Raw genomic sequence first — 22,330 nt, 5'->3', positions numbered from 1 at the left:
ACCCTTACTATTCCTAATACCTGCTAACCGAAATAGATTAAATAATCTAAGCAGTTTCTGTCCAAAAGTGAGTTTCAAACTTTATTGTCACAATTTTCTTTGAACCAGCACGTTAATTAAGTTTAGGTTTTAATCTTTATTGTCATTTTTTTGTTGTAGAATCACGTAGTAATCAGTCCTGCGTTCGAGAAAAGTTTTAATCTTTAATGTTAACCGACAATTTCACTCATCTTATCGTTAAATTCTATATTTTATATTTTGTTTTCTAATTCAATTATGTATTTTTTTAACTCATATTTTGGTTCTTTAATTCTTTCTTTAACTGATATTGATGTTAAGTACCTTGCCACATCATTTTTAATAATCCAATTTGCTAAACCATAACCATGACTTTTGTTTATTTCAGGTCTTTTTAACCATTTGCTATTATCTTTCATTTGTTCCTTAAATTCATTTATTAATGCCCGACCCAAAATAGCGTCAAAAGGAAAATATATGGCCTTGCGGTTTTTTACATCGACTTTATTCTCGACTTTTTTTTAATAGTTTTGTGTTTGTATTTATCGCATTTTTTACATTATATTCAGTGTCCAATTTGATTGATATTGTCTTATGCATGTGGTTTATTAAGGTGATTGTGGAAGGTTGTTCTTTAATAATCTCTGTACCATTAGCCCACAAATTAAAAAAAGTAGAAAAACTAGACCGTTTTGATATCGGCGCAAAATCTTCAATCTTTTCTTTGGAATCTAAATATTCTGCTCAAACTAACGCTTATATTGAAAAATAATTTATTCAAATTATGACATCAAAAATATAATTTCTTAATTTTAAGTATCAGTTAAGTAAACCCCATAAACAAAATGTATACCAAAGTTTACTTAGCTGATTTATGATTATCGTTTATATTTAAAATTTTAAATAAAGGAGGTTTATATTTGGTTTGTTAATTGCTACCTTATAAGATTTTATGAGGACCAAAACATTCGTAATGAATACGATCTTTTGTTATACCCATCATCAATAATTGTTGAGCTATTTTTTGCATAAAACCCACTGGACCACAAAAATAAAACTGCATTTTTTCATCTCTTAAATGCGTTGCAATTTTATTGAGATCCATTAACCCGATAAAGTCATAATCAACATCATAGATATCTGTATCTAAAGGGTCATTGTACCATGTGAAATTTTGGATATTTTTTGATTCGTTAACCAGAACATTCACATGATTTTTAAAAGCATGTGTAGAGCTATTTTCGGTTGCATGTAACCAATTAATTGTTTTGGATTGAGATGTTAAACTTTCTAGCATGGATAGCATTGGAGTGAAACCAACGCCTGCTGATATGAGTGTCACAGGTTCGTTACTTTGTGCATTTAAATAAAAATCACCATTAGGTGGCGTAAGTAGAACCTTATCTCCTACATTGATATTTTTATGTAAATGATTGGAAACCAAGCCATCCAGGTCTCGTTTTACTGAAATTCTATACTCATCTGATTTTGGAGAAGAGGATAAGCTGTACTGACGAATTTCATTATGTTCAAACAAATCTGAGCTTAGATGGATACTTATATATTGACCTGGTTTGAAATTTGCAACAAGGCCACCATCAGAAGGCTTGAAAGTAAAACTTGTAATTAAATCTGTATTTTCTAATTTTTCAGTTACAACAAATTCTCTTTTTCCAGACCAACCCCCTTGTTTTATTTGATTTTCTTTGTATATTTCATTTTCACGATTAATGAATATTTCAGCTAATAGGTTGTAAGCTTCAGACCATGCATTTAAAACATCTTGGCCAGGTGACAATAGTTCGTCAATAGTTGCGATGAGTTGAGAACCAACGATTTCATATTGTTCTTTGGTGATTAAAAAACCTGTATGCTTTTGAGCAATTTTCTCGACCATTGGCAATAGCTCAGATAAATTGTCAATATTTTTTGCATAGGCACAAATTGCATTAAACAAAGCTACTTGTTGACTTGATGGAGTGTCTGTCTGATTGTTGTTTTGATGACTCATATTAAAAATATTCTGAAGCTCCGGATATTCACTAAACAGACGTTTATAAAAGTGTTGTGTAACCTTAGGACCTGCTTCTACAATTACTGGAGCCGTACTTTTTACAATATCTATCGTTTTTTGACTTAACATAACTAATCCTATAACATGTATTTTAAATGCATGTTATAAATGCTATCTGATTTATTTCATTTAGTCAATTAAAAGTTTACAATGTAAATATTGGAGGAGAGATTGTGCAATTAACTAACTTTACAGATTATGGTCTTCGTGCCCTTATTTATCTTGCTATGCTACCAAAGGATAAGTTAGCCAATATTACTGAGGTGACAGAGGCTTTTGATGTTTCTAGAAATCATATGGTTAAAATCATTAATAAATTAGGTCAGTTGGGTTACATTGAAACAGTACGCGGAAAAAATGGGGGAATACGTCTTGGTAAACCCGCGATGCATATCAATTTAGGTGATGTTGTTCGTGCAATAGAGCCACTTCAAATTGTTAATTGTAGTCCTGAGTTTTGTCACATTACGTCAGCATGCAGATTAAAAAACATACTTGCAAATGCAAAAGAAGCTTTTCTGATTGAGTTAGATAAGCATTTACTATCAGATCTTGTAGAAGATAATTCACCTCTAATTAAAATATTAAATGTATCTATTTGATTTTGTCTAAAGTAGATTAATTTAGTTAGTCATTAAACTTTAAATATAATGTTATCAAAGCAAGTCATATTTAACCATAAATCATTTCAATATATTTTCATCAATTTCAAAGGATTTATTTAGATGGGCTATATCATTATGGCATAGTTGATAAATAGTAAAAGTTATAAATTAAATCTCAATAATAACTATTGAATAGTTATTGGTAAAAATATAAGGTCATAATGTATCATTTCAAAAAAATTAAAAAGGAAACGTGGCATGAACAAGCATGCGGTTATAACTGGAGCTACAAGGGGAATCGGGAAAGAAGTAGCAAATTTTTTAGCAAAAAGGAATTATAACTTAACCCTTGTTTCAAGAAATCATGAGACGTTAGAGGAGATAAAACAAGAAATATGTAATGATAACCCAAAGATATGTATCCATACATATGCAATCGATCTCTCTAATTTTAAGTTGGCTAGTGAAGCTTTGAATCAAATAGCTGATTCAATTGAACACGTTGACGTGTTATTTAACAATGCGGGTACATACTATTCAGGAACTTTAGATTTAGATATCTCTGATTTCTCCAAAATGATCGATCTTAATGTTAAAGGTTGCTTTTTAGTTGCACAAGTATTTGGCAGAAAAATGAAGATGCAGAAATCTGGATATATTATAAATGTTTCATCTATGGCAGGGAAAAGGGCACTTCCAATTTTAGGTGGTTATTGCGCTTCTAAGTTTGCGGTTGTTGGATTTAATTCTGCTCTTAGACAAGAATTAGCCCCTTATAATGTGAAGGTTACAGCGCTTTGTCCAAGCGTCATCGATACGGATATGACAAAAGATTTTGCAATTCCAAATGACCAAAAACTTAGCGTAAGTGATATTACAAATGCCTTAGATTATTTATTCAAGTCGGGGCCTAATGCTGTTATTGAGTCATTAGATATTGCTATTAATCTTTAATGTTTTGAACTAACATCCACCAGTTTGTTCTAATAATAAATTACATGACTTTACAACAAAATGTGGATGTTCGCAGTCTATTGTCGCAACTGATCTACTTGTTCCAATGTATGTTGCGTATGTCAGCGCTTGGCATTGTTTCTCTTCGCCTTTAATATTTGCAGTAAAATAAATAATATTTTTGTCAGATCTTCTATCAGTAATTTGGATATCATCTGGTTGAACATTTTGTTCGATAGATAATTGCGTCTTAATTTTTTCATCAGTCACAACATCTGGACTACTTAAATTAGCGCAAGAGTACAAAAGTACTAGTGGTGTTAAAGATAATATTTTTTTTAACATAAAAATCCCAAAACTTCATATCGTTTTTTAGTGGTTGATCTGTCACGGGTTACTGATTGAATCATAAAAGAAATAATATCTTGCCATAAAAACCCTAAATATTAAATATTTTTTTTTTATTATAATGATTAAAACTTGTTATTTGATATATAAATTTAGGGAGTGGTTAAAGTAATTTATTGCTATTTATGTCCTTTAAAAGAGTATAAATTTGTATTTTAATAAAATTTATTTATCAAATTTATTGTAGTGAAAACAAACAGTTTTATTTTTTTTTAATACCTGATAAATTTAATAAGTTAGTTTGTTCTAACTCGAATATAAAAAAATTATTTAAGGATAAATAAATGAATACAACACAATTTAATAAAAAAATCTTAGCTATCACAATACCGCTTATTTTTTCTACAGGCGTAATCGCTGCAAATGTTCCTGATGGGATCACACTATCTCCAACTCAAAATCTAATTATTGGGAATGGGAGTGAGCCTGAAACACTTGATCCTTCATTAGCACAAGACAATGTCAGTCTTGAAGTTGTAAATGATTTGTTTGAAACTCTGGTTACATGGAATAAATCTGGTAATAAAATTATTCCAGGGCAAGCACGTTCATGGGAAGTGAGTCAAGATGGGAAAACGATTACTTTCCATTTAAGAAAAAATCTAAAATGGTCAGATGGGACGCCATTAACTGCTTCTGATTTTGTATATTCAATTCGAAGATTAGCCGATCCTAAAACAGGATCACCTAAACAAACAGATATTTCAGATTTAGGTATATTAAACGGTCAAAAAGTTGTAAAAGGAGAACTTCCAATTACTACTCTTGGTGTAGAAGCGCCTGATCAAACCACACTTGTAGTTAAAATTTCAAAACCTTTACCATATGCCATACAGTTTTTTACACAATCAGACTTTGCACCATTACCGGAAAAAATAATTTCAAAGTGGGGAAGTAAATGGACTAAACCAGAACATATAATATCAAATGGCGCATACCAGTTACAGCAACATGTGATTAATGATTCAATTGTATCAGTAAGAAACCCTTATTACTGGGATAATAAAGACACAGTGATTAACAAGGTTACATATCTACCAGCTAATGAACAAACAGAAGAAAAAATGTTTCGAACCAATCAAATTGATTGGACATTTACAATACCAGCAGGAATACCTTTTGAAAAGTTAAAAAATGAATATAAAGAACAACTTGTCACTATGCCACAGCTTGGAAATTATTTTTATGATTTAAATTTAACAAAGAAAAAGTTCCAAGATGTAAGAGTTAGAAAAGCCTTGTCTTTATTGGTTGATAGAGATGCTATAGCGAACAAAATTTTGAAAACCGGTGTAACACCCACAAATTTATTTCTACCTAAAGCTATGTCAGGTTGGGTACACCCTTCAAATAAGTTAGATAAAATGTCCTATGATGAAAAAGTTACTCAAGCTAAGGCATTGTTGAAGGAAGCAGGCTATTCAGCGAAAAAACCACTTAAAATACATCTAGTTTATAACACAATGGAGAATCACAAATTAATTGCTCAGGCAATTGCTTCCATGTGGAGTCAAGCAGGCGTTAAAGTTAAATTAGATAATATGGAATGGAAAACGTTTTTGGAGTTCAGAAGAAACCCTAAAAATAACTGGGATGTTGTTAGAGATGGAACTTATGCGAGTATCAATGATCCAACTAATATTTTGATATCCTATACGACAGGGGATCCAGGGAATATATCACATTTTTCAGATAAAGCTTACGATGCCTTATATCAAAAAGCTAAGTCCAATTTAAATAAACAAGATCGAGCAAATCAAATGGGTGATTTAGCTGATATTTTAAGTGATGAGCAACCAGCAATACAAATTTATTCATATGTTCAAAATAAATTAATTAAGCCATATGTAGGAGGCTTTCATGGAAATCCATTTCTTTACTGGCCAACTAAAAACTTATATATCATTAAACATTAAATTTAAGTTTATAAAGCCTCTTTAATTGAGAAGAGGCTTATTTTTAATAATGTTTTCAGCTTATAATATAAATAGCTTTACTAACCTCGGATTTCGACTAACTCCCCGTCAGGTCCTAGATATACAGCTCTCATCCAACCTTTTTCAGATGGCGTCCTAGGTGCAGTGGGGTGAGGTGGTTGATAAACCGGGATATTATGTGCGGAAAGGTGTGATATAGCTTTTTCAAAATTTGTTGTATGTATACAAAAATGATAACCACTATGGACAACTTCTTTTTGTTGAGATATTTCCAAAATGGTATCACCCAATTTCATGTAAATAATATGATGTCCATTTTTGGTTGTACTTTCAGAATAAACCTTAAAGCCAAATATAGTTTGATAAAATTGAACCGTTTTTTCTGAATCGGATACGTCTAAAGCAATATGATCTATTCTTGAAAATAACATTGACCTTCCTTTTATAATGTTTCAATTAATAATTAATTTTATTAATGTACTTCTATCTATCTATCTGTCCAGATATTAAGTCCAAGGCTCGCTTTGACTGTTTTTAATGTTTCTTCAGCTTCTTGATTTGCTTTTTCGGTTCCAGCTTTCAGAACATCAATTAGATATTGACGATCGTCTATGAGTTCCTTGCGCTTTGTTCGAATTGGCTCTAATAAATCCTGTAAACAAATGTCTAATATCTTCTTAACTTGACCATCACCGAGACCACCTCTTTGATAATGTTCTTTAAGTCCTTTGACTTGAGCCTTATCTGGATGAAAAGCATCGAGGTAAGTGAAAACAACATTGCCTTCTATTTGCCCAGGATCTTCTATTCTCAGATGATTCGGATCTGTAAACATCTTTTTCACTGCACTGGTTATTTCTTTGGAACTTGAGCCAAGTGTAATTGCATTACCCAAAGTTTTTGACATTTTTGTTTTTCCATCAACACTAGGTAGGCGAGATACTGAGCTTAAAAGAGCTTTACATTCAACTAAGATATCTTCTCCAACAATACTGTTAAATTTTCTCACAATTTCATTGGTTTGCTCGATCATGGGTAACTGATCATCTCCTACAGGCACTAGATTTGCTTTGAAAGCAGTTATGTCTGCGGCTTGACTAATTGGATAGGTTAAGAAACCAGCTGGTATTGATTCACCAAATTTTTTGTTTTTTATTTCACTTTTAACTGTAGGATTTCTTTCTAACCTTGAAACAGTAACAATATTTGAATAATACATTGTTAATTCAGAAAGAGCAGGGATAGCAGATTGTAAACATATGGTTGTAATTTCAGGATCTATACCAACAGCTAAATAATCGGCCATTACATTTAATATATTTTCCGAAACTTTCTTTGGATTGTGTCCATTATCAGTTAAACCTTGTAAGTCGGCTATCAATATTGTTTGATCATATTGTTGTTGCAATTCTACTCTGGATTTTAAGGAGCCAATATAATGACCTAAATGCAAAGCACCTGTTGCACGGTCACCAGTTAAAATTTTAGTTTTCATTTTATTACCGCGTTAATATAAAAAATTAACTTAACATAAAAAAAACTATTTACCTAGTACATTAGTATAAATATTTTTAAATTAAAAAACCATCATAACATTCAGTTATTGTCTATGATTCAAATTATTCATTAGACATTTAATCAGTAACTTTGTTTTTGTCACTTCGAAGGCATCTCCTATTAAAATAGTACTTAAGTATCTTGCTCTAATTGAATTGTTTTGTAAGTTAATGTTTAATTATTTTGAACCCGAACTAACACCTATAATTTTTTCTTAAGCTCACTTTCTAGCTATTCTATACAAGGTTTAAGATTTGATTTGTTTGAGGACATAAGTCCTGTAACAAATGCAATTTTTAGGTTAATTTTTGTCCACTCAGTTACAAATTTAATTTTACTTGAATAATATGTTAATGGTATCTCTAGGGAGTTTTGTATGAATCTCATAAGTAAGTTCTTTTTTAAAAAAAAATATTGTATATACATACTGCTAATTTTAACAAGTTCGAGTTTTTCTGAAAATGAGGAATTGTCATTAACGCATCAAAATAAATTAACAGAAACCCTATCAAGTCATGACTTTAAGCTAAATGTTAATATAACGATTACTCCACCTCGTAATTCATCTAAATTAGAAAGTCCACAAGCTGGATTTTTAAACTTTAAAATAGAAATGCATTCGAACAAAAATTTACATGAATCCGTCTTCAATCAATTTGCACAAGATAATTGTACTCAATTTATTAATCAATTAAATAATACCGAGCAATTTTCAAACTATTCTAAAAATGTTTTTTATCAGAAACTGAAAATTAATACGGTTCAATTAGAAAAATTAACTAACGGAGGGTTACAAAAAATTGATTATGGCTCATATTACAATCAAACACATAGTTATTTTTGTATCGTACGTTTGAAAAATGATAATGAGTTTGTCAAAGATACAAGTTCACTAAAAGTATTATTTAATAATCAACATATAAAGATTATTAAAAATAAGGCAAAGTTTTTACAAATTTTTAATGCTCGCAAAAACATACATGAAAAAGGGAGAGTCGACTTTAAATTATCGGGATTAATTAAGCCTCAAAATAGACAAAATGGGGTTACAGTGAATGTTTATAATTCAAAAGGTGTGTATCAGGCGACAGACGATTATATAAAGGTTTTTGATTTGGATGTTTCACTTTATTCGAAGCAACTCCAAGATTATTCAAAAGATATCTATTTAAGCCAAGATATGATTCCTATGAAGCCCTATTATTTAACCGATAAAAATGAACATCAAACACTATATTGGCAAATACTTAATGGTCAAAGTGGTAACTTGCTTAATAATGTGAATATGCAAAACAATCAGTCTTATGTTGTTTTCCGTGATAATCAAAAGCATAACACTCTAACTTTTGTTGTGTATGCTCATCCCAAATCAAATTATCCATATAAGCGTTTATTAAAGACAGATAATAAAAATATGGCGAGCTCCTATAATATCAAATTATAATCGATATTCATGTTTTTATTATGTTGCAAAACAAAAGGTTTTCGTGATAGTTTTGTGTTGAAGTTAATATCGTAAATCAATGTCCATGTTGTTTAAAAAATAAAAGGGCAAATAATAAAAGGGCTTAAACATGATAGCGAAAACACCTAAACCACCATATTATGCCGTAATTTTTAGTTCTGTAAAATCAGAAAATACCGAAGGGTATAATGACATGGCTCTAAAAATGCTTAAGTTGGCAAGCGAACAACCTGGCTTTATTGGTGTTGAGTCCGCACGAGAAGAAGTTGGAATTACTGTTTCTTATTGGGAAAATCTTGAAGCAATAAAAAATTGGAAGGCTAATTTCGAACATAAGGAAGCACAAAAACTAGGGAGAAAACAATGGTACTCATGCTTTAAGACAAGAATTTGTAAAGTTGAGCATGATTACGGTAAACAAAATTAGAGTAATTAATGTATTAATAAGGACCTCTAAGACTTCCATTATAAGGAATACATTTAACAATAGTGTGATTTTGCTGTCAAAGTTTAGTTACATTTAAGATTATAAATATAATTGATGAGATATTAAATAAAAAAGAGGTTATTGCATGGATGCATTTATAGCTATATTTTTTATAATGATGTTTGTTACAACCTGTCTATTTTTAACGTTATCTTTTCAATCAACTAATCAAACGATAAGATATGCATCTTCTATTGGTTCAGTGCTTGGAATAATCGGGTTAATTTTAATATCGATAGATATGGTTTTATTTTAAATACTTCTTGTTTAATAATTGTTTTTTTATATAAAAAGTATATACAATATAGCGCCTTAACGCACTATAACTTGTTTAAGCTTAAGTAAATAATTAATAAATATGTATATTATCCATACTATATATAAAGGTAAACTAAAATGAATAATAAAAATATACAACATTTATTAAAAAGTATACCCAAGTGGTCTTTAGTAAAAGAGGAGGGGATATTTAAGATACAAAGATGTTATAAATTTAAAAATTTCAAACAAGCTTTAAATTTTACCAATATGATCGGAGATATGGCAGAAAATGTTGGACATCACCCAAGTTTACTAACTGAATGGGGCAGAGTAAGAGTCACTTGGTGGAGTCATTCTATAAATGGATTACAAGAAATCGATGTAATATGTGCTAAAAAAACAGATGCATTGGATTGTTTTTAAAACTCCTAATCCAGTTATTTTTTGAATTAAATACCTTCTAAATTAATTTTTATCCCAAATTTTATTTTTCATCCCACAGAAAGGTCAACCGAAAATAAACTAATAGATTGTGTTTAATTTTGTAGAATAAGCGAACAAATTGAGATAAATTGAGATAAATTTTATCCATTCATAAAAAAATAATAATTATATTATATATGCTATTTAAAGGATTTTTTACATATACCTTTAATTTAAATTTCATATCCTAATAATAGGATAGGCTATTAAGTTAAGATGTGTTTTTTGATATATTTTTTCCTTATTATTTGTAATATAGGAACCAAAAAAGGTGTTAAAAAAATATTTTGTATTTTCTATTCTCTTAGCTGTCTTGCTGGGCTTGCTTTTTCCAAATTTCTTTGTACTTCTAAAGCCCGCTCTTGTTTGGCTTTTAGGATTAATCATGCTTATTGTAGGAATGAATGTTAAATATGAAGAATTTAGAGATATAAGAAAATTTAAATACAAAATTTTAGTGGCTGTTTTAATTAAATTTATCTTTGTATCATTATTAGCTTTTATGATTGGAAAATTATTTGGTTTGTCACAGTATGCATTTATTGGCCTTGTTATTGTTGGCTGTTGCCCTGGAGGGACAGCATCTAACCTAATGGCACTATTATCTAAAGCAAATCTATCTTTGACTGTTTTATTAACTTTATTGACGTCTATTTTAGCGCCTATCATGATGCCGGTGACATTATTTGTTTTATTACATAAAGTTGTTGAAGTTCCAGTGTTACATATTATTACAACTATGTTAATGGTAGCATTGTTACCACTTTGTATGGGAGGGATTATTCATAAGACAAAAATATTGAATCAATACTTCACACAAAAATTGAGTAATTTAGCTGTTTTATCTATTTTATTAATTATTACTATCATAGTGTCACTTAACGAAAAATTATTTTATCACATACCATTCAACTTATTATTGGCATGCCTCACGTTAAATATTTTGGCTTATTTGATTGGTTATCTCACCTCAGTCATCATGAAATTTGAATATAAAGAACGCTTATCTTTAGTTTATGAATTTAGTATTTTAGATGTTGGATTGGGTATTATTATTGCCTTAACATTTTTTTCACCAGAAACAGCGTTAGCTGGAACTATTTATGCCATATTACAAAACATAACAGGCCCTATCATTGTTTACATGGCTAATCGCATGCATAAAAAAGCAATAATACCTGGGGTTATAAATTAAATACATAAACATGATGTAATATACATTAATATTAAGTTCATTGTAGGTTTACATTATTTTTAACTTAGAGAAACTACAGAAGACTCAATTATACTGAAAGGTTAACATAAATACTGTTAACTTTTTTTAATAACATTACTTAAAAAGTGTCTTATTTACTCGTATCAAAATAAAAGTTCACAAAAATATCAATGTGTTTATGAAGTTAGCAAGTTTGGTCAAGAACTTTAATATTATAGGCTTTATAATCTATTTTTTAATTATTTGGATAAGATATGAAGAAATTAAACCTTAAACAATTAAATTTTGATCTCATAAAATCTATAGTTTCTTTTTCATCATTATTAGCACTTCAAAACATTTCAGGCTTAATTTCCACTTTTCTTGGTATAGTCATCTTATCCCAGCTCGGTCCGGATTATTTGGCTGCAGGTCCTTTAACGATGATGGCTAAATATTGGGTTATTTTTCCCTTAGGTGGATTTTTTAAATATACGTCTATAAAAATGATTCACGCACGTGCAAATAAAAATTCAACTTTAATGAACGACTACTTCAAAAATAGTTTAATTTTAATGGTGTTATTAACGATCATATTATGTATATCACTTAAAATAATATTTAATTTGTTTTTTACTTTAAACCCATCAATTGTTCACGCCAAACTCATTACCCTAGATTATTTAAGAGTATTTTATTTTACTGCATTTTTAATGTCTATAAACATTGCTTTGAACACTTATCTTTTAGTCATCAAAAAGACATCATTATCCGTAAAGATTAGTATTTTAAAATCCTTTTTATTTTTAATTTTATGTTACGGGTTGATTCATAAAAATTTTGGAAAAGAGTGGGGCATTTTAGGTTATGCCTATGCTGAAATAATAACAGCAAGTTTAATTTTAATATACACATCAATGTATATTTTTAAATACAATAAATTAACCCTAAGCTTGAATTTATTTCGTCAAAATATAAATAAGAAACTAATCATTGAACAAATAAAATATGGACAAACTTTTTTATATAGCTCCTTTTCAGCACTATTCAATATTTTTGTAACGACTGCATTATGCTTTAAATTAGGCCAGGATATGTTAGAAACAATTGAAGTAGGCAACGAGTATTTTATGATTTTCTTTTTTACACTTTTTGCGATATCGACGGCCTCAGGTATCAAGTTAGCTCATTTATATGGAAAACAAGATTTTAAAAAATTAAAGAATATGCATTATATAATACAGTTTATACAATCATTATATGTACAATAGTATTGCTCGTTATTTTATTATTTAAAGAAAACTTAGTTGAAATTTTCATAAAAAGTCATAGCTACATTAGTGAGCATTTACTTCACCTTATGACAGTTGGATTAATGTTTGTGGGTGTAAGGATATTTTTTACATTGATGGCTCAAAATTACATAAGTTATTTATCTGCGATATCAGATTTTCATTTTTCAATGTATGTTGAAGTTTTCGCGAGAGTTATCTTACCTCTTATTATCTTATTTATACTATTTTTCATACCATATAATATTTTTTGGATATTTTATATGGGTATAATTTTATCCTTTTTACAATTTACCTTACTTTGTGGTAGGTGGAAATATCTTATCCAAAAATGTTAGTGTATGACTTGCATTATTAAGGTTTATTTTACTCTCTAGGATGCTGTGTAAACCTTAATAAATAATCCTCTAAATCCTGTATTAAAAATTCTCATTGTCCAGAGAATTTTTCATCAATGTTGTACTATATATCTTTTAAATATCAAAAAAGTTTATTTTAGCTTTTTTGAGTCTTTTAATTAATAGCTTTAAATAACCAAGTTCAATTTGAAAATTAACGCTACTACTTAAAGGAGTGATTAACTCATCTGTAATCCAGACTGAACCCCTTATTTGCTCTAACATAATCTGAACATCTTTTTGATCAAGATAAACAAAATAGATCTAAAAATATCAAGTTTCTTCAAAATTACTGACATAATTATGTTACCATAGGATTACACTAATTTTCCTTTTCCATATTCTATTCCTATCATATTTTACACTGTGTCTATTTAATATTTTAAATAGGTGATAGTTGAAATTTTATTAAAAAAAAGCAAAAATGGTCAAGATACTAACAAGTCTATTATGTATCCTATATAAATTTGAAAAGTGTGACATTTTAATGAATCTTGAACTATCGATGCCTAAAGTATTACAATATATATCAACTAATATTGATGATGAACGCTTACATTTAGAAAATATTAGTAGGGTAGTGAATATTTCTAAATATCACTTTCATAGAAGCTTTTCTAATTATGTAGGAATGCCCTTAAATAAATATATTCGCTCTTTAAAACTTAAAAGGGCTTGTCTACAGTTAAATTTAACCAATCAACCTATTGTGGATATTGCTATCAATGCAGGTTTTCATACTCATGAGTCATTTACTCGAGCTTTTAAACAAAATTACTTAGTAACACCTTCAGACTTTCGTTCATTAAAAATGACAAATAAAGAGAGCTTAATAAGTCCGTACCAACATAACCCTGTGTTATTTGATGTTCATTTTGAAATCAAAAAAAGGAACAAACAGCACACATTATCTCTTGGGCATCAACATAATTATGAAGATGTAATGTTTAATTACTTAAAATTTATTGATAGGGTAAAAGCTTTAGGATTTACCCCCAATAAAAATAAAATATTTTTTAGTTCAAATCCTAATATTCAACATTATAATTTTGAATGCCATTTTGTTTCTGATGATTACAACAATATTCAATCATCCTTACTGGTAAAAAATGAAATACCTCAAGGAAAATATGCATCGCTCACCTTTAATGGTGGTAGAACTCGAAATGATATTGAAAAAGCTATTCAAATACTCCATAAAATACTCAGAAATAAAAACATTCCTATCCCAAAAAATTCTGAATATTTATTTTATTTTTATAACTCTTCAATTTATAACGTTGAGCCTTTACTTAAAACAGAAGTCAGTATTTTAATAGAGATTTAATTCAATATGGAGTTCTCTTAGTTAAATGTTATTCTATTATGAGTACGTCTAGAATATGTTCTTTGGATAGTCAAATAATATAAAATAGTATTCAGTTTCATTAATACGGTTATATTTTTTCAAATTTAGAGTGACTGACCAACTAATGAATACAATAAAAGCATAAATGAAAATATTTATTTAATTACCAATAGCTTTCTTTATATGACTCAATATATCAATAACCTCATTTCTATTTGCGTTTAATTTACTTTTGATCGATTCTATGTGGATGTATGCTGTTTTTTCTTTCATGTTTAACCTTTGAGCTAACTCCTTGGTTCTTTTGTTACTTTCTAAGGAAATGAAAACATCCATTTCACGAGGCGTGAGATGGATAGATTGATTTTGAGTATATTTATCCAGACCTATATGTTCTTGAAATTTTTGATTGCCTTCTTTTTTATTACTATAGAGATTTGAATAACTTTTTCTTAATTTATAAATATTTTTAGAATGTTCACTATCTATTGCCATAGTGATGACACCCAATGGTCTATTATCCTTATTGTAGAGAGGAATTTTAGTGAGACAATACATTACAACCTGGCCATCTGGATTTAGATAAGGTTTTCCTTCTATACCGTATATAGGTTTTTGAGTTGCAAGAATTTCATAATCTTGATCTTGTTTGTATTGTGCAAATGATAAAGGCCAACTTTTCACCACTCTTTTAGCCAAGTAATAATCATCTTTATTGATTAATTGATGAGCAGAGTTGAATCGAATATGCTTGAGAGCCTCACTATTAATGCATTGATAGGATAAATCTGAAGCTCTCCTAAAACTACACCTACCGGGGAGTGACTGCACTATTTGGTTAATAAAAAAAATATCATCATTGTGACACTTTAAGTTGTCCTTAATAAGTTGATGACTCTGAAAAGAGAAAATTTGATTTTTTTTAAGGATTTCCGGTTCTTTTTTATAAATTTTAACGTGAGTCATTTCACCTAAGCGTGATTGTAATTTTTCATGTTCAACACGAAAAAGATTTTTTGAACCTCTAAAAGATACAATATTATTAGTTGAAAGTTGCTCAGTTAACAACATTTCTAATTTTATTGAAGCACCATTAATTTCAAATATTGTAGATAGAGAGTTATGGAGCAATATATCTAATTGGCATCCTAATAAATTTTGTGCCTCTTTGTTTATTGATACAATATTTAAATTATTATCAAGCAAAATAGTAGCAACATTTTTGTTATCAATCATAATCCCTCATGAAAATTTAGGTAATATCTAAAAAAAATCACCTACTTCTTTAACGTTTAAAAATTTATTCACTTTAAGCACATATATATTATCAAGTTATATGTGTTTTTGATATTAATTTACTGATTTTCAGGACTCATTATATGGTTAATATATTTAAAAACAAGTCATTAAAATAATGAATAATAGGTCTGAACTATATTACATTTTATCTATGCTTGAATATCAATTTTTGAATATAAAACTTAGTTAGATAAATCATATTTATTCAAACATAAAGAAAAGGGGGGATCCGAAAATATATATAAATTATTAAGTTCAAAACTGATGATCTTATGTTTCGTTTCAGATAACGACACAGTATAAAAATATAAAACATAGCATTTTCAAAACACTAAACATAACAATACATAACAAAGGGATGAATTACTATGGTTGAATTTAAATTTTCTCATTTAAAAAATTGGTTAATTACTTTTGCAATTGGAATACCACTGTCCGCATCAGCTGCCAACACAGAATCTGACATTAAAGTAAATAAACCTTCATCAAACACAATATCTCATCTAAACTGTCCAGCACAATTCTTTCCATTTCAAGTTAAGAACGACAGTGGTGAAAACGCATATATCTTATTTAGAGTAGGCGTTAATGGTAAAGAGGGTTTACTAGATATGTCAAATAAAAATATTGGAGTTTTTAAAGGTATATCAAGTTCCATGATTATGAAAGATTTTGAGACAAAAATTGATAAAGACAATAAAGATACACTATTTTGCCTTCCTCCATCATCAGGAAGAATGTATGTATCCTTTGATAAATCTTTAATTGATAGTAGAGATATATACATCAAAGATCATGGCACTAATTTTAGTGATCCAACGATAGAAGCACAGACGATGTATGATAAAGTGGAATTTACTTTCAACCAAGCTGGTGCTTGGACTAATATAACATCTGTTGATTTCTTCTCAGCTCCTATCACCATTTCTCAAAAAGGGCATACGACAGGTTTATCACAACCCCGTGATATGATTATTAAACGTTTTAGCACTATGTTTGCTCCAACAATAGGTATCACTAACTACTCGAATGATTACTATTTCTGGAAAAAATTATTTTATTTATCTCACAATGATAATCAAATACTCAGAATAAAAGGAGGGAAATTTATATCAAAAGACTATGACTCAAGTGATAACATTACAAATATTTGGGACAGTTATAGAACAAAACCTCTTCAAATTGATGTTTCAGAGCAACTTGAAAATGAATACTCAAAACCATTGTTAAATCATCAACCAACCGTCTCCGGGTATAGTGTTAGTTATAATGGTCAAGAGGTAATAATGTTCACTTTGGGTGATGGTAAAACAATAGGTTTCTTAAAACCTAATGATGCAAGCGAATTTTTTTCAGGAGCTGGTTTGAAATCAACCGCTTATATTAATGGTCAACTTACTACTATAGGGACAGAGCCGCTAAGCCAAGGACGAACAAATGTTACAGCATTATTAGAGCGCAATATAACCAGTGCTTATGATGCAGGCTTATTACCCACTTATGAAAAGCTCGGGAGATCTTTTTTTGAATTAAATAAGCAAAATTACTATAAAAAGGATGATCCATATGGCCCCCATTATGATCTTTATGCGAAAGCGTTACACAGCTTTGGTGCAAATACATATGCATTTGCCTATGATGATGCTTTAGGACAAGATGGAACAATACACACGCCTTATGATAATATTAATCAACATCCAATAAATATTATTTTCCATCCACTTGTATCTAAATCAAATGATATTATGCCTGTTAATACACAAGCAGTTGAATCTTCATATAGTAATAAAGAATTAACAATTAAAATACCTAAACCTATTGGACCTGCTCAATCTGCAAAAGTAGAGGGACTTGAGTTACGTTTTGGTAACAAAGGTGATTATATTAAAGGCTCATGTGTCAAAAATGAATGTGAATGGAAGTTTAATGTTGAAGATCTTCCTAATCCGAGCGAAAACCAATCTTATATGTTGTCGATACGCACGCTAGGAAAGGATATAGAAAATGGCAATAATGTGATCGGAGATGCTGTACCTGCTTACATTTCAGCTCCTAATGATCTTATTAAAAATTATGGTCATTATTCAGTAATGTTACCAGCTGGCTATTCATATGCTTCAGATAATATAAGGGAACCTAATGTTATGCTTCCAATGAATGAAATCATTCAGTTTTCGATAACAAGCCCAAAGTCAGGCACGAGGGTTTGTACAATACAGACCAGTACTGATTACAAAAATCCTACAGCAAATATTGTTGGAAACAATGATTGTTATATTGCGACGGGAGCAAATGGTTACATTGGTATAGGTGCCTTCTAATTAAATAGATATTTCTGTGTCACATCTTCACTTTTACAAGATGTGGCATTTTTTATTTATGATCACATTGATTTTAAGTACTGTTTCATAAACCAAATTTATATTATCTATATTAAAGTAGCTTTATGTTTAGAAAATATTAGCCAGTTTATGTTAAGTGTTCTAAACGAATATCTGACGAGATTTTAAGCCAAAGCAGAGCTACTTTATCCCTAAATTTAGAATTAAAATAAATATAAATATCAAATATCTTCACGCCATTAATAGTAAATTATGCGTTTAATAAACACACTATCAAATGTCTAAATGTATCTAGTAGATTGAATGTAATCAAAAAACAAAATAAAATCTAAAAAATGCAAACACCATAGATATCATTTTATAAAATATCTATGCGTTTGTTTTTTTTTATAAAATTAGGAAATCTTTTAATTGAAGATTTCAATATAAATATAGATATAAAAAAGGATTACTTTTTAAAATGAAAATATTCATATATTTAATGCTTACCATAGCATCTTTTAGTCTTGTGGCTAAAAACAATCAAACAGATAACACAAAAAAATTCTAGACTTGATGCATCAAAGAGAAGCGGTCATGAAAGATGTCGCAGCTTATAAATTTAAAAAAAACATCTCAGTTTATTCTGCATCTCGGGAGAATAGCATACTTCAAAAAGTCAAAATTAAAAATTTAAAAAAACGATTAAGTTATATGACATATCTTCAAGTATCTATGGATGTTTCAAAACAAATTGAATCTTATTGGATTCATTATTGGAGCCAAAAAGGCATAAAACCTCATCCTCATAAAAATTTAAAACAAATCAGAAATGAGATTAATCGTATTGATAAAAGATTGGCTAAATTATACGAAAAAAGTCAATTTTCAAAAATGGATTATAAACATTTTTATAAAAAATATGAAAGAAACTTTAAAGTTAAGGGGTTAAACAAAACCTATAAAGAACTATTTATGTATAACTTATACCAAGTAACTCAACAATATACTTAAATTTCTCACAAAGGTTTTATTAGAGATCTCAAATAAAATAGGACTTTTTTAATTTTTAATTCAAGAAGTCCTATTAAAATAATTCTATCAAGTTTTAAAATGTTGAGTATCATGCATTCGTTAGTAACATGTTAATTAATTTAAGCGATTTTCCCGTTACCATTTCCATATATTAGCTCCTCACATTTCACGTTCTTTAGACAATAAACAAAATTTCCTCCAATAAATTAAGGTTATCCCTAACTTACATTGTTTCGGAGCGAATTCATGTAAAAGAATAATATATTTATTGGTAACATTATCTTTAATATCCTAAAATAAAAACTCATATCAATCATATTTTTAACACAAATTATTTAATGCCAAATTCTGTAATAAAACATGCTCACCTAGGCAAAATTGTTTTTATTTGTGCTATTTTGTACAGTCTAAAATTAACAGTATCAAAGATATTCATGGATGTAGATGTATATAATGCCAAAAATTTTGTCCCAGAAATATCTCTTATAAAATATGATAATCTAACCTCTATCATTTGGCTCGAAGTTTTAAAAGGAATCATGAGACTAATCGTGCTTTTGTTTTTTGTGAATATAATAAACAAATTTTATGAAAAATATGCCTTTAATGCTAATCTCCTCATCAAATTTTTGGGAGTAATTTTTCTTTTATTTAATGTGATTTTGATTTTTATGCTGACGAATGTTTACGTCCTTTATCTTTATTTATTTCCTTCAGAGCTAAGAGCTAACTTAGATGTCAATATTTTTAATTTTTGGTTAATCAATTTTTTGAACCTATTAAATTTAAAAGATGTTCTGTTTATGGTAATTACCAACAATTTATTTCCCATTTTAATTTTATATACAATTTTTTTAAAATTTTTGAATCATAAAAATTATATATCGATAACAACTGGCGTTATCGATAAGTGGGGTAAACGTACAATCAAACGAGCTTCTTTAAAGGAGCAAGTGACTCAGAATAAGGTAAAGCAATGTGAGAAAGTTGATGAACATGAAATTAATCATAATGATTTGGAGAAACAGGGGAGTCAAGCTTCTGTTATTGTTTTAAATAAGTTAGGCATTGATCATTTTGTCAATCTAGAAGACATCATTGTAATCGAAGCGGACGGTAACTATCTGAATATACTAACAGATGAGGATTCATATTTAGCTCGTAGTTCATCAAAGGAAATGCTTTCAAGTCTGCCGAGTTATTTTTTGCGAATTCATCGTTCGACCATCATTAATTTAAATAAGGTTAAGGGAACGAAAAATGACTATAGTTCAAAAAACATGAAAGCTAAGGTCTTGCTCGTCAATAACACATCTTATGTTATTTCACAAAGCTATAAAAAAACATTTAATGAACAATGGCAAAAAACAAATTGTAGTTTATAGGTGATAGTCGAGTTTAAAAATGATTTAATCTCATGAAACAAAGTGATTCAAAATTTATGAGACAATTAAGCACAAAAAATTGCACAATAGTGCTCAAAAAATATCAACATAAACTGAAGTCTTTTTTAAATATAGGAAAAAAGGGCAATTATGTTTAAACAAGTGCAAAAATATTCTGATTTAGAAAAAGGTTACTTCTTTTTTTTGATTATATATTTTTTGAGTATTTTAATTAAAAACATCTATATTGGCCTTTATTCATATGCTGGTACTAAAACATCAATTACTGTTGGAGGCTACCAAGATACCTATTTGGGTATTCTTGTTTTTAACCTTGTTAATATTATAATAGTTTTATTTTGGTATATATTTTTTTATACCTGATTAAAAAAACACATTCCAAAATCAAGTTTCTATTTAAATCGTTTTATTTTTTTTGGTATCTTATTTTAATGTTCATCCTTTTTCATTTGATAATTATTTTGTTAATTCTATCTCATTTACATTATCAATTTATATTTCATACCCTGAAGTTCACGAAAATCAAGGTTTAAGTTTTTTTGCATATTTGAAAATTATGTACAAACACATTTTAACGCCAGTTGTAATATTACATGCATTTACAGAATTTCTAACTACTTCAATATTTTTATTACTTTATATAGTGATTTTAATATTGTCCGATTACCAACCTTTTAAAATTTTAACCGATGAAATTGTAAAAAACATCAGGACATTATCAATAAAAAAGAAATTAGATAAAAAAATGAATTGGAGAAGCCTAAAACTACAGAGCCATTATTGACAAATCCTGATGAGATTGTCTCTGATAAAGAAAATGAGTTGTCTGTACTTCTAGTTACTAAGTTGGATGTTACGAGCTATATATCTGTTGAAGACATAACGGTTATCCAACCTGATCGAAATTATTTAGATATTGAAGCAAATGAACAGAGCTATACCATTCGTTCCTCAATAACTGAATTATTGTCCTCTTTCCCAAAATATTTTTACGCATTCATCGTTCGACTATCATCAATACCAAAAAAATTATAGATGTCAAAGTTGAAACGAAATCACGTAACCTAAAAATGGATTTAAAGCTGACCAATGGAAAATGGTATCCAGTATCCAAAACGTATCAAAAAAAAATACAGCTTTACTTAAATAATATCGCAAAAAGACAATAATTTTATAGTTTTATGATGGTCGTAAAATTTACTCCATTATGAAGAGTAGGGACAACAATCGTCGTAAAAAATTTGATGGTTTTTATCCTTAAAAGAAGAGTGTTTTTTAAGATATAAGATTTACTCTGTAAAGAGATTCTTTCGTAATATTTGCTCTTCATATTTCGATTTCTTGAGACACGAAATAAAATTTCCTCCCATAAATTAATTTTTATCCCTAATTTGCGTTCTTTTGAAGCCGATTCATGTGAAATGATAACAATTTCATGGATTTAAAATCAAGCGAATTGAAGTGATGAACTTCATTATTTTATTATAAAAAAGATTTGGGACAAATGTCCGGACTTATGACATTTGAATCAAATTAATTTTAAAATATGATATTTGCAAATTTAAAATAACCATTAAATATTAAAGGAATGAAAAAATGCTAACAAAAAATTAGTTTTAACAAGTTTAGTTATAAGCGGGAGCTTATCACTAACAGCATGTGGTGGGGGTGGAGGTGATACTGGCCCTGGCCCTGGCCCTAAACATACTTCATATAGTCAAGATGTAAAAATTCCAGAAAACCCAACTTTTAAAAAGGTAACTTTATCAAGTATAAGTTCTGCTAAA

The 22,330-nt window shown here is 28.9% G+C and carries 23 protein-coding genes; 16 read left to right on the top strand and 7 right to left on the bottom strand.

Translation table 11 applies throughout. The features are described from left to right. Positions 1-251 precede the first annotated feature (251 nt). Both CF386_RS09095 and hmpA read right to left on the bottom strand, forming a co-directional pair. Positions 252-437: a hypothetical protein gene (locus CF386_RS09095; protein WP_089074125.1), complete on the bottom strand. Its 186-nt coding sequence runs from the start codon at positions 435-437 to the stop codon at positions 252-254. Between the two features lie 521 nt (positions 438-958). Then, positions 959-2,161 (bottom strand): NO-inducible flavohemoprotein, encoded by a 1,203-nt coding sequence (gene hmpA, locus CF386_RS09090; protein WP_089074124.1) that lies wholly within the window; start codon positions 2,159-2,161, stop codon positions 959-961. Positions 2,162-2,265: 104 nt separating this feature from the next. Here hmpA and nsrR point away from each other — a divergent pair, with 104 nt between their 5' ends. Together nsrR and CF386_RS09080 are read left to right on the top strand one after the other, a co-directional pair. Beyond that, on the top strand, positions 2,266-2,694 hold the full coding sequence (nsrR, locus tag CF386_RS09085) for a nitric oxide-sensing transcriptional repressor NsrR (protein ID WP_089074123.1): 429 nt from the start codon (positions 2,266-2,268) through the stop codon (positions 2,692-2,694). 261 nt (positions 2,695-2,955) lie between these two features. Then, the gene (locus CF386_RS09080) at positions 2,956-3,651 is read left to right on the top strand and encodes an SDR family NAD(P)-dependent oxidoreductase (protein WP_089074122.1); all 696 of its coding nucleotides are present in this window, start codon (positions 2,956-2,958) and stop codon (positions 3,649-3,651) included. Positions 3,652-3,660: 9 nt separating this feature from the next. Here the strand turns inward: CF386_RS09080 and CF386_RS09075 are convergent, their stop codons facing one another. After that, positions 3,661-3,996, bottom strand: coding sequence for a hypothetical protein (locus CF386_RS09075; protein WP_089074121.1), 336 nt, complete (start codon positions 3,994-3,996; stop codon positions 3,661-3,663). A gap of 347 nt (positions 3,997-4,343) precedes the next feature. Between CF386_RS09075 and CF386_RS09070 the strand changes: the two genes are divergently transcribed. After that, entirely contained in the window at positions 4,344-5,975 is a 1,632-nt protein-coding gene (locus CF386_RS09070; RefSeq protein ID WP_089074120.1) for a peptide ABC transporter substrate-binding protein, read from the top strand. A gap of 80 nt (positions 5,976-6,055) precedes the next feature. Here the strand turns inward: CF386_RS09070 and CF386_RS09065 are convergent, their stop codons facing one another. Then, positions 6,056-6,427, bottom strand: coding sequence for a VOC family protein (locus tag CF386_RS09065; RefSeq protein WP_089074119.1), 372 nt, complete (start codon positions 6,425-6,427; stop codon positions 6,056-6,058). Between the two features lie 56 nt (positions 6,428-6,483). Further along, a complete protein-coding gene (trpS, locus tag CF386_RS09060; RefSeq protein WP_089074118.1) occupies positions 6,484-7,491 on the bottom strand; it encodes a tryptophan--tRNA ligase in 1,008 nt (335 codons plus the stop codon). A gap of 438 nt (positions 7,492-7,929) precedes the next feature. On the opposite strand from trpS, the gene CF386_RS09055 reads away from it, so the two are divergent. The 6 genes from CF386_RS09055 (at position 7,930) to CF386_RS09035 (ending at position 12,715) form a co-directional block, all read left to right on the top strand. Continuing rightward, positions 7,930-8,997, top strand: a complete 1,068-nt coding sequence (locus tag CF386_RS09055) for a hypothetical protein (RefSeq protein ID WP_089074117.1) — start codon at positions 7,930-7,932, stop codon at positions 8,995-8,997. Between the two features lie 130 nt (positions 8,998-9,127). Further along, positions 9,128-9,445: an antibiotic biosynthesis monooxygenase family protein gene (locus CF386_RS09050; RefSeq protein WP_089074116.1), complete on the top strand. Its 318-nt coding sequence runs from the start codon at positions 9,128-9,130 to the stop codon at positions 9,443-9,445. A gap of 145 nt (positions 9,446-9,590) precedes the next feature. Further along, positions 9,591-9,761 (top strand): hypothetical protein, encoded by a 171-nt coding sequence (locus CF386_RS12850; protein ID WP_158522366.1) that lies wholly within the window; start codon positions 9,591-9,593, stop codon positions 9,759-9,761. A gap of 140 nt (positions 9,762-9,901) precedes the next feature. Further along, positions 9,902-10,189 (top strand): 4a-hydroxytetrahydrobiopterin dehydratase, encoded by a 288-nt coding sequence (locus CF386_RS09045; protein WP_089074115.1) that lies wholly within the window; start codon positions 9,902-9,904, stop codon positions 10,187-10,189. 331 nt (positions 10,190-10,520) lie between these two features. After that, positions 10,521-11,444, top strand: coding sequence for a bile acid:sodium symporter family protein (locus CF386_RS09040; RefSeq protein ID WP_089074114.1), 924 nt, complete (start codon positions 10,521-10,523; stop codon positions 11,442-11,444). Positions 11,445-11,719: 275 nt separating this feature from the next. Further along, positions 11,720-12,715, top strand: coding sequence for an MATE family efflux transporter (locus CF386_RS09035; protein WP_089074113.1), 996 nt, complete (start codon positions 11,720-11,722; stop codon positions 12,713-12,715). A 494-nt stretch (positions 12,716-13,209) separates the two neighbouring features. Here CF386_RS09035 and CF386_RS12845 read toward each other — a convergent pair whose 3' ends face one another. After that, positions 13,210-13,359: a hypothetical protein gene (locus CF386_RS12845; RefSeq protein ID WP_158522365.1), complete on the bottom strand. Its 150-nt coding sequence runs from the start codon at positions 13,357-13,359 to the stop codon at positions 13,210-13,212. 262 nt (positions 13,360-13,621) lie between these two features. On the opposite strand from CF386_RS12845, the gene CF386_RS09025 reads away from it, so the two are divergent. Continuing rightward, positions 13,622-14,461 carry a helix-turn-helix domain-containing protein gene (locus CF386_RS09025; protein WP_158522364.1) on the top strand — a complete coding sequence of 280 codons (840 nt, stop codon included), beginning with the start codon at positions 13,622-13,624 and terminating at the stop codon, positions 14,459-14,461. 180 nt (positions 14,462-14,641) lie between these two features. On the opposite strand, the gene CF386_RS09020 is transcribed toward CF386_RS09025, so the two are convergent. Then, a complete protein-coding gene (locus CF386_RS09020) occupies positions 14,642-15,718 on the bottom strand; it encodes a helix-turn-helix transcriptional regulator (protein WP_089074110.1) in 1,077 nt (358 codons plus the stop codon). Between the two features lie 431 nt (positions 15,719-16,149). Here CF386_RS09020 and CF386_RS09015 point away from each other — a divergent pair, with 431 nt between their 5' ends. The 6 genes from CF386_RS09015 to CF386_RS13715 all read left to right on the top strand — a co-directional run bounded on the left by CF386_RS09015 (position 16,150) and on the right by CF386_RS13715 (position 21,712). Beyond that, positions 16,150-18,102 carry a beta-1,3-glucanase family protein gene (locus tag CF386_RS09015; protein ID WP_089074109.1) on the top strand — a complete coding sequence of 651 codons (1,953 nt, stop codon included), beginning with the start codon at positions 16,150-16,152 and terminating at the stop codon, positions 18,100-18,102. 573 nt (positions 18,103-18,675) lie between these two features. Next, positions 18,676-19,116 carry a chorismate mutase family protein gene (locus CF386_RS09010; RefSeq protein WP_225971786.1) on the top strand — a complete coding sequence of 147 codons (441 nt, stop codon included), beginning with the start codon at positions 18,676-18,678 and terminating at the stop codon, positions 19,114-19,116. A 455-nt stretch (positions 19,117-19,571) separates the two neighbouring features. Then, entirely contained in the window at positions 19,572-20,522 is a 951-nt protein-coding gene (locus CF386_RS09005) for a LytR/AlgR family response regulator transcription factor (protein ID WP_158522362.1), read from the top strand. Positions 20,523-20,672: 150 nt separating this feature from the next. Next, on the top strand, positions 20,673-20,906 hold the full coding sequence (locus CF386_RS09000; RefSeq protein WP_089074106.1) for a hypothetical protein: 234 nt from the start codon (positions 20,673-20,675) through the stop codon (positions 20,904-20,906). A gap of 387 nt (positions 20,907-21,293) precedes the next feature. After that, entirely contained in the window at positions 21,294-21,578 is a 285-nt protein-coding gene (locus tag CF386_RS08990) for a hypothetical protein (RefSeq protein ID WP_145955042.1), read from the top strand. Then, positions 21,506-21,712 (top strand): LytTR family transcriptional regulator DNA-binding domain-containing protein, encoded by a 207-nt coding sequence (locus CF386_RS13715; RefSeq protein WP_089074103.1) that lies wholly within the window; start codon positions 21,506-21,508, stop codon positions 21,710-21,712. Before CF386_RS08990 ends, CF386_RS13715 begins: the two co-directional genes overlap by 73 nt. The last annotated feature ends 618 nt before the right edge of the window (positions 21,713-22,330 follow it).

Source organism: Paraphotobacterium marinum (genome assembly GCF_002216855.1).
GTDB lineage: Bacteria > Pseudomonadota > Gammaproteobacteria > Enterobacterales > Vibrionaceae > Paraphotobacterium > Paraphotobacterium marinum.
Note: the sequence above shows the minus strand (reverse complement) of the source record. Positions and strands in the feature narration are given on the sequence as shown.

Bases quoted from the DNA above. Each gene is read 5' to 3' on its own strand.
- CF386_RS09095 (WP_089074125.1), bottom strand. From the start codon at position 437: ATGAAAGATAATAGCAAATGGTTAAAAAGACCTGAAATAAACAAAAGT.
- hmpA (WP_089074124.1), bottom strand. From the start codon at position 2,161: ATGTTAAGTCAAAAAACGATAGATATTGTAAAAAGTACGGCTCCAGTA.
- CF386_RS09080 (WP_089074122.1), top strand. From the start codon at position 2,956: ATGAACAAGCATGCGGTTATAACTGGAGCTACAAGGGGAATCGGGAAA.
- CF386_RS09075 (WP_089074121.1), bottom strand. From the start codon at position 3,996: ATGTTAAAAAAAATATTATCTTTAACACCACTAGTACTTTTGTACTCT.
- CF386_RS09070 (WP_089074120.1), top strand. From the start codon at position 4,344: ATGAATACAACACAATTTAATAAAAAAATCTTAGCTATCACAATACCG.
- CF386_RS09065 (WP_089074119.1), bottom strand. From the start codon at position 6,427: ATGTTATTTTCAAGAATAGATCATATTGCTTTAGACGTATCCGATTCA.
- trpS (WP_089074118.1), bottom strand. From the start codon at position 7,491: ATGAAAACTAAAATTTTAACTGGTGACCGTGCAACAGGTGCTTTGCAT.
- CF386_RS09055 (WP_089074117.1), top strand. From the start codon at position 7,930: ATGAATCTCATAAGTAAGTTCTTTTTTAAAAAAAAATATTGTATATAC.
- CF386_RS09050 (WP_089074116.1), top strand. From the start codon at position 9,128: ATGATAGCGAAAACACCTAAACCACCATATTATGCCGTAATTTTTAGT.
- CF386_RS12850 (WP_158522366.1), top strand. From the start codon at position 9,591: ATGGATGCATTTATAGCTATATTTTTTATAATGATGTTTGTTACAACC.
- CF386_RS09045 (WP_089074115.1), top strand. From the start codon at position 9,902: ATGAATAATAAAAATATACAACATTTATTAAAAAGTATACCCAAGTGG.
- CF386_RS09035 (WP_089074113.1), top strand. From the start codon at position 11,720: ATGAAGAAATTAAACCTTAAACAATTAAATTTTGATCTCATAAAATCT.
- CF386_RS12845 (WP_158522365.1), bottom strand. From the start codon at position 13,359: ATGTTAGAGCAAATAAGGGGTTCAGTCTGGATTACAGATGAGTTAATC.
- CF386_RS09025 (WP_158522364.1), top strand. From the start codon at position 13,622: ATGAATCTTGAACTATCGATGCCTAAAGTATTACAATATATATCAACT.
- CF386_RS09020 (WP_089074110.1), bottom strand. From the start codon at position 15,718: ATGATTGATAACAAAAATGTTGCTACTATTTTGCTTGATAATAATTTA.
- CF386_RS09015 (WP_089074109.1), top strand. From the start codon at position 16,150: ATGGTTGAATTTAAATTTTCTCATTTAAAAAATTGGTTAATTACTTTT.
- CF386_RS09005 (WP_158522362.1), top strand. From the start codon at position 19,572: ATGGATGTAGATGTATATAATGCCAAAAATTTTGTCCCAGAAATATCT.
- CF386_RS09000 (WP_089074106.1), top strand. From the start codon at position 20,673: ATGTTTAAACAAGTGCAAAAATATTCTGATTTAGAAAAAGGTTACTTC.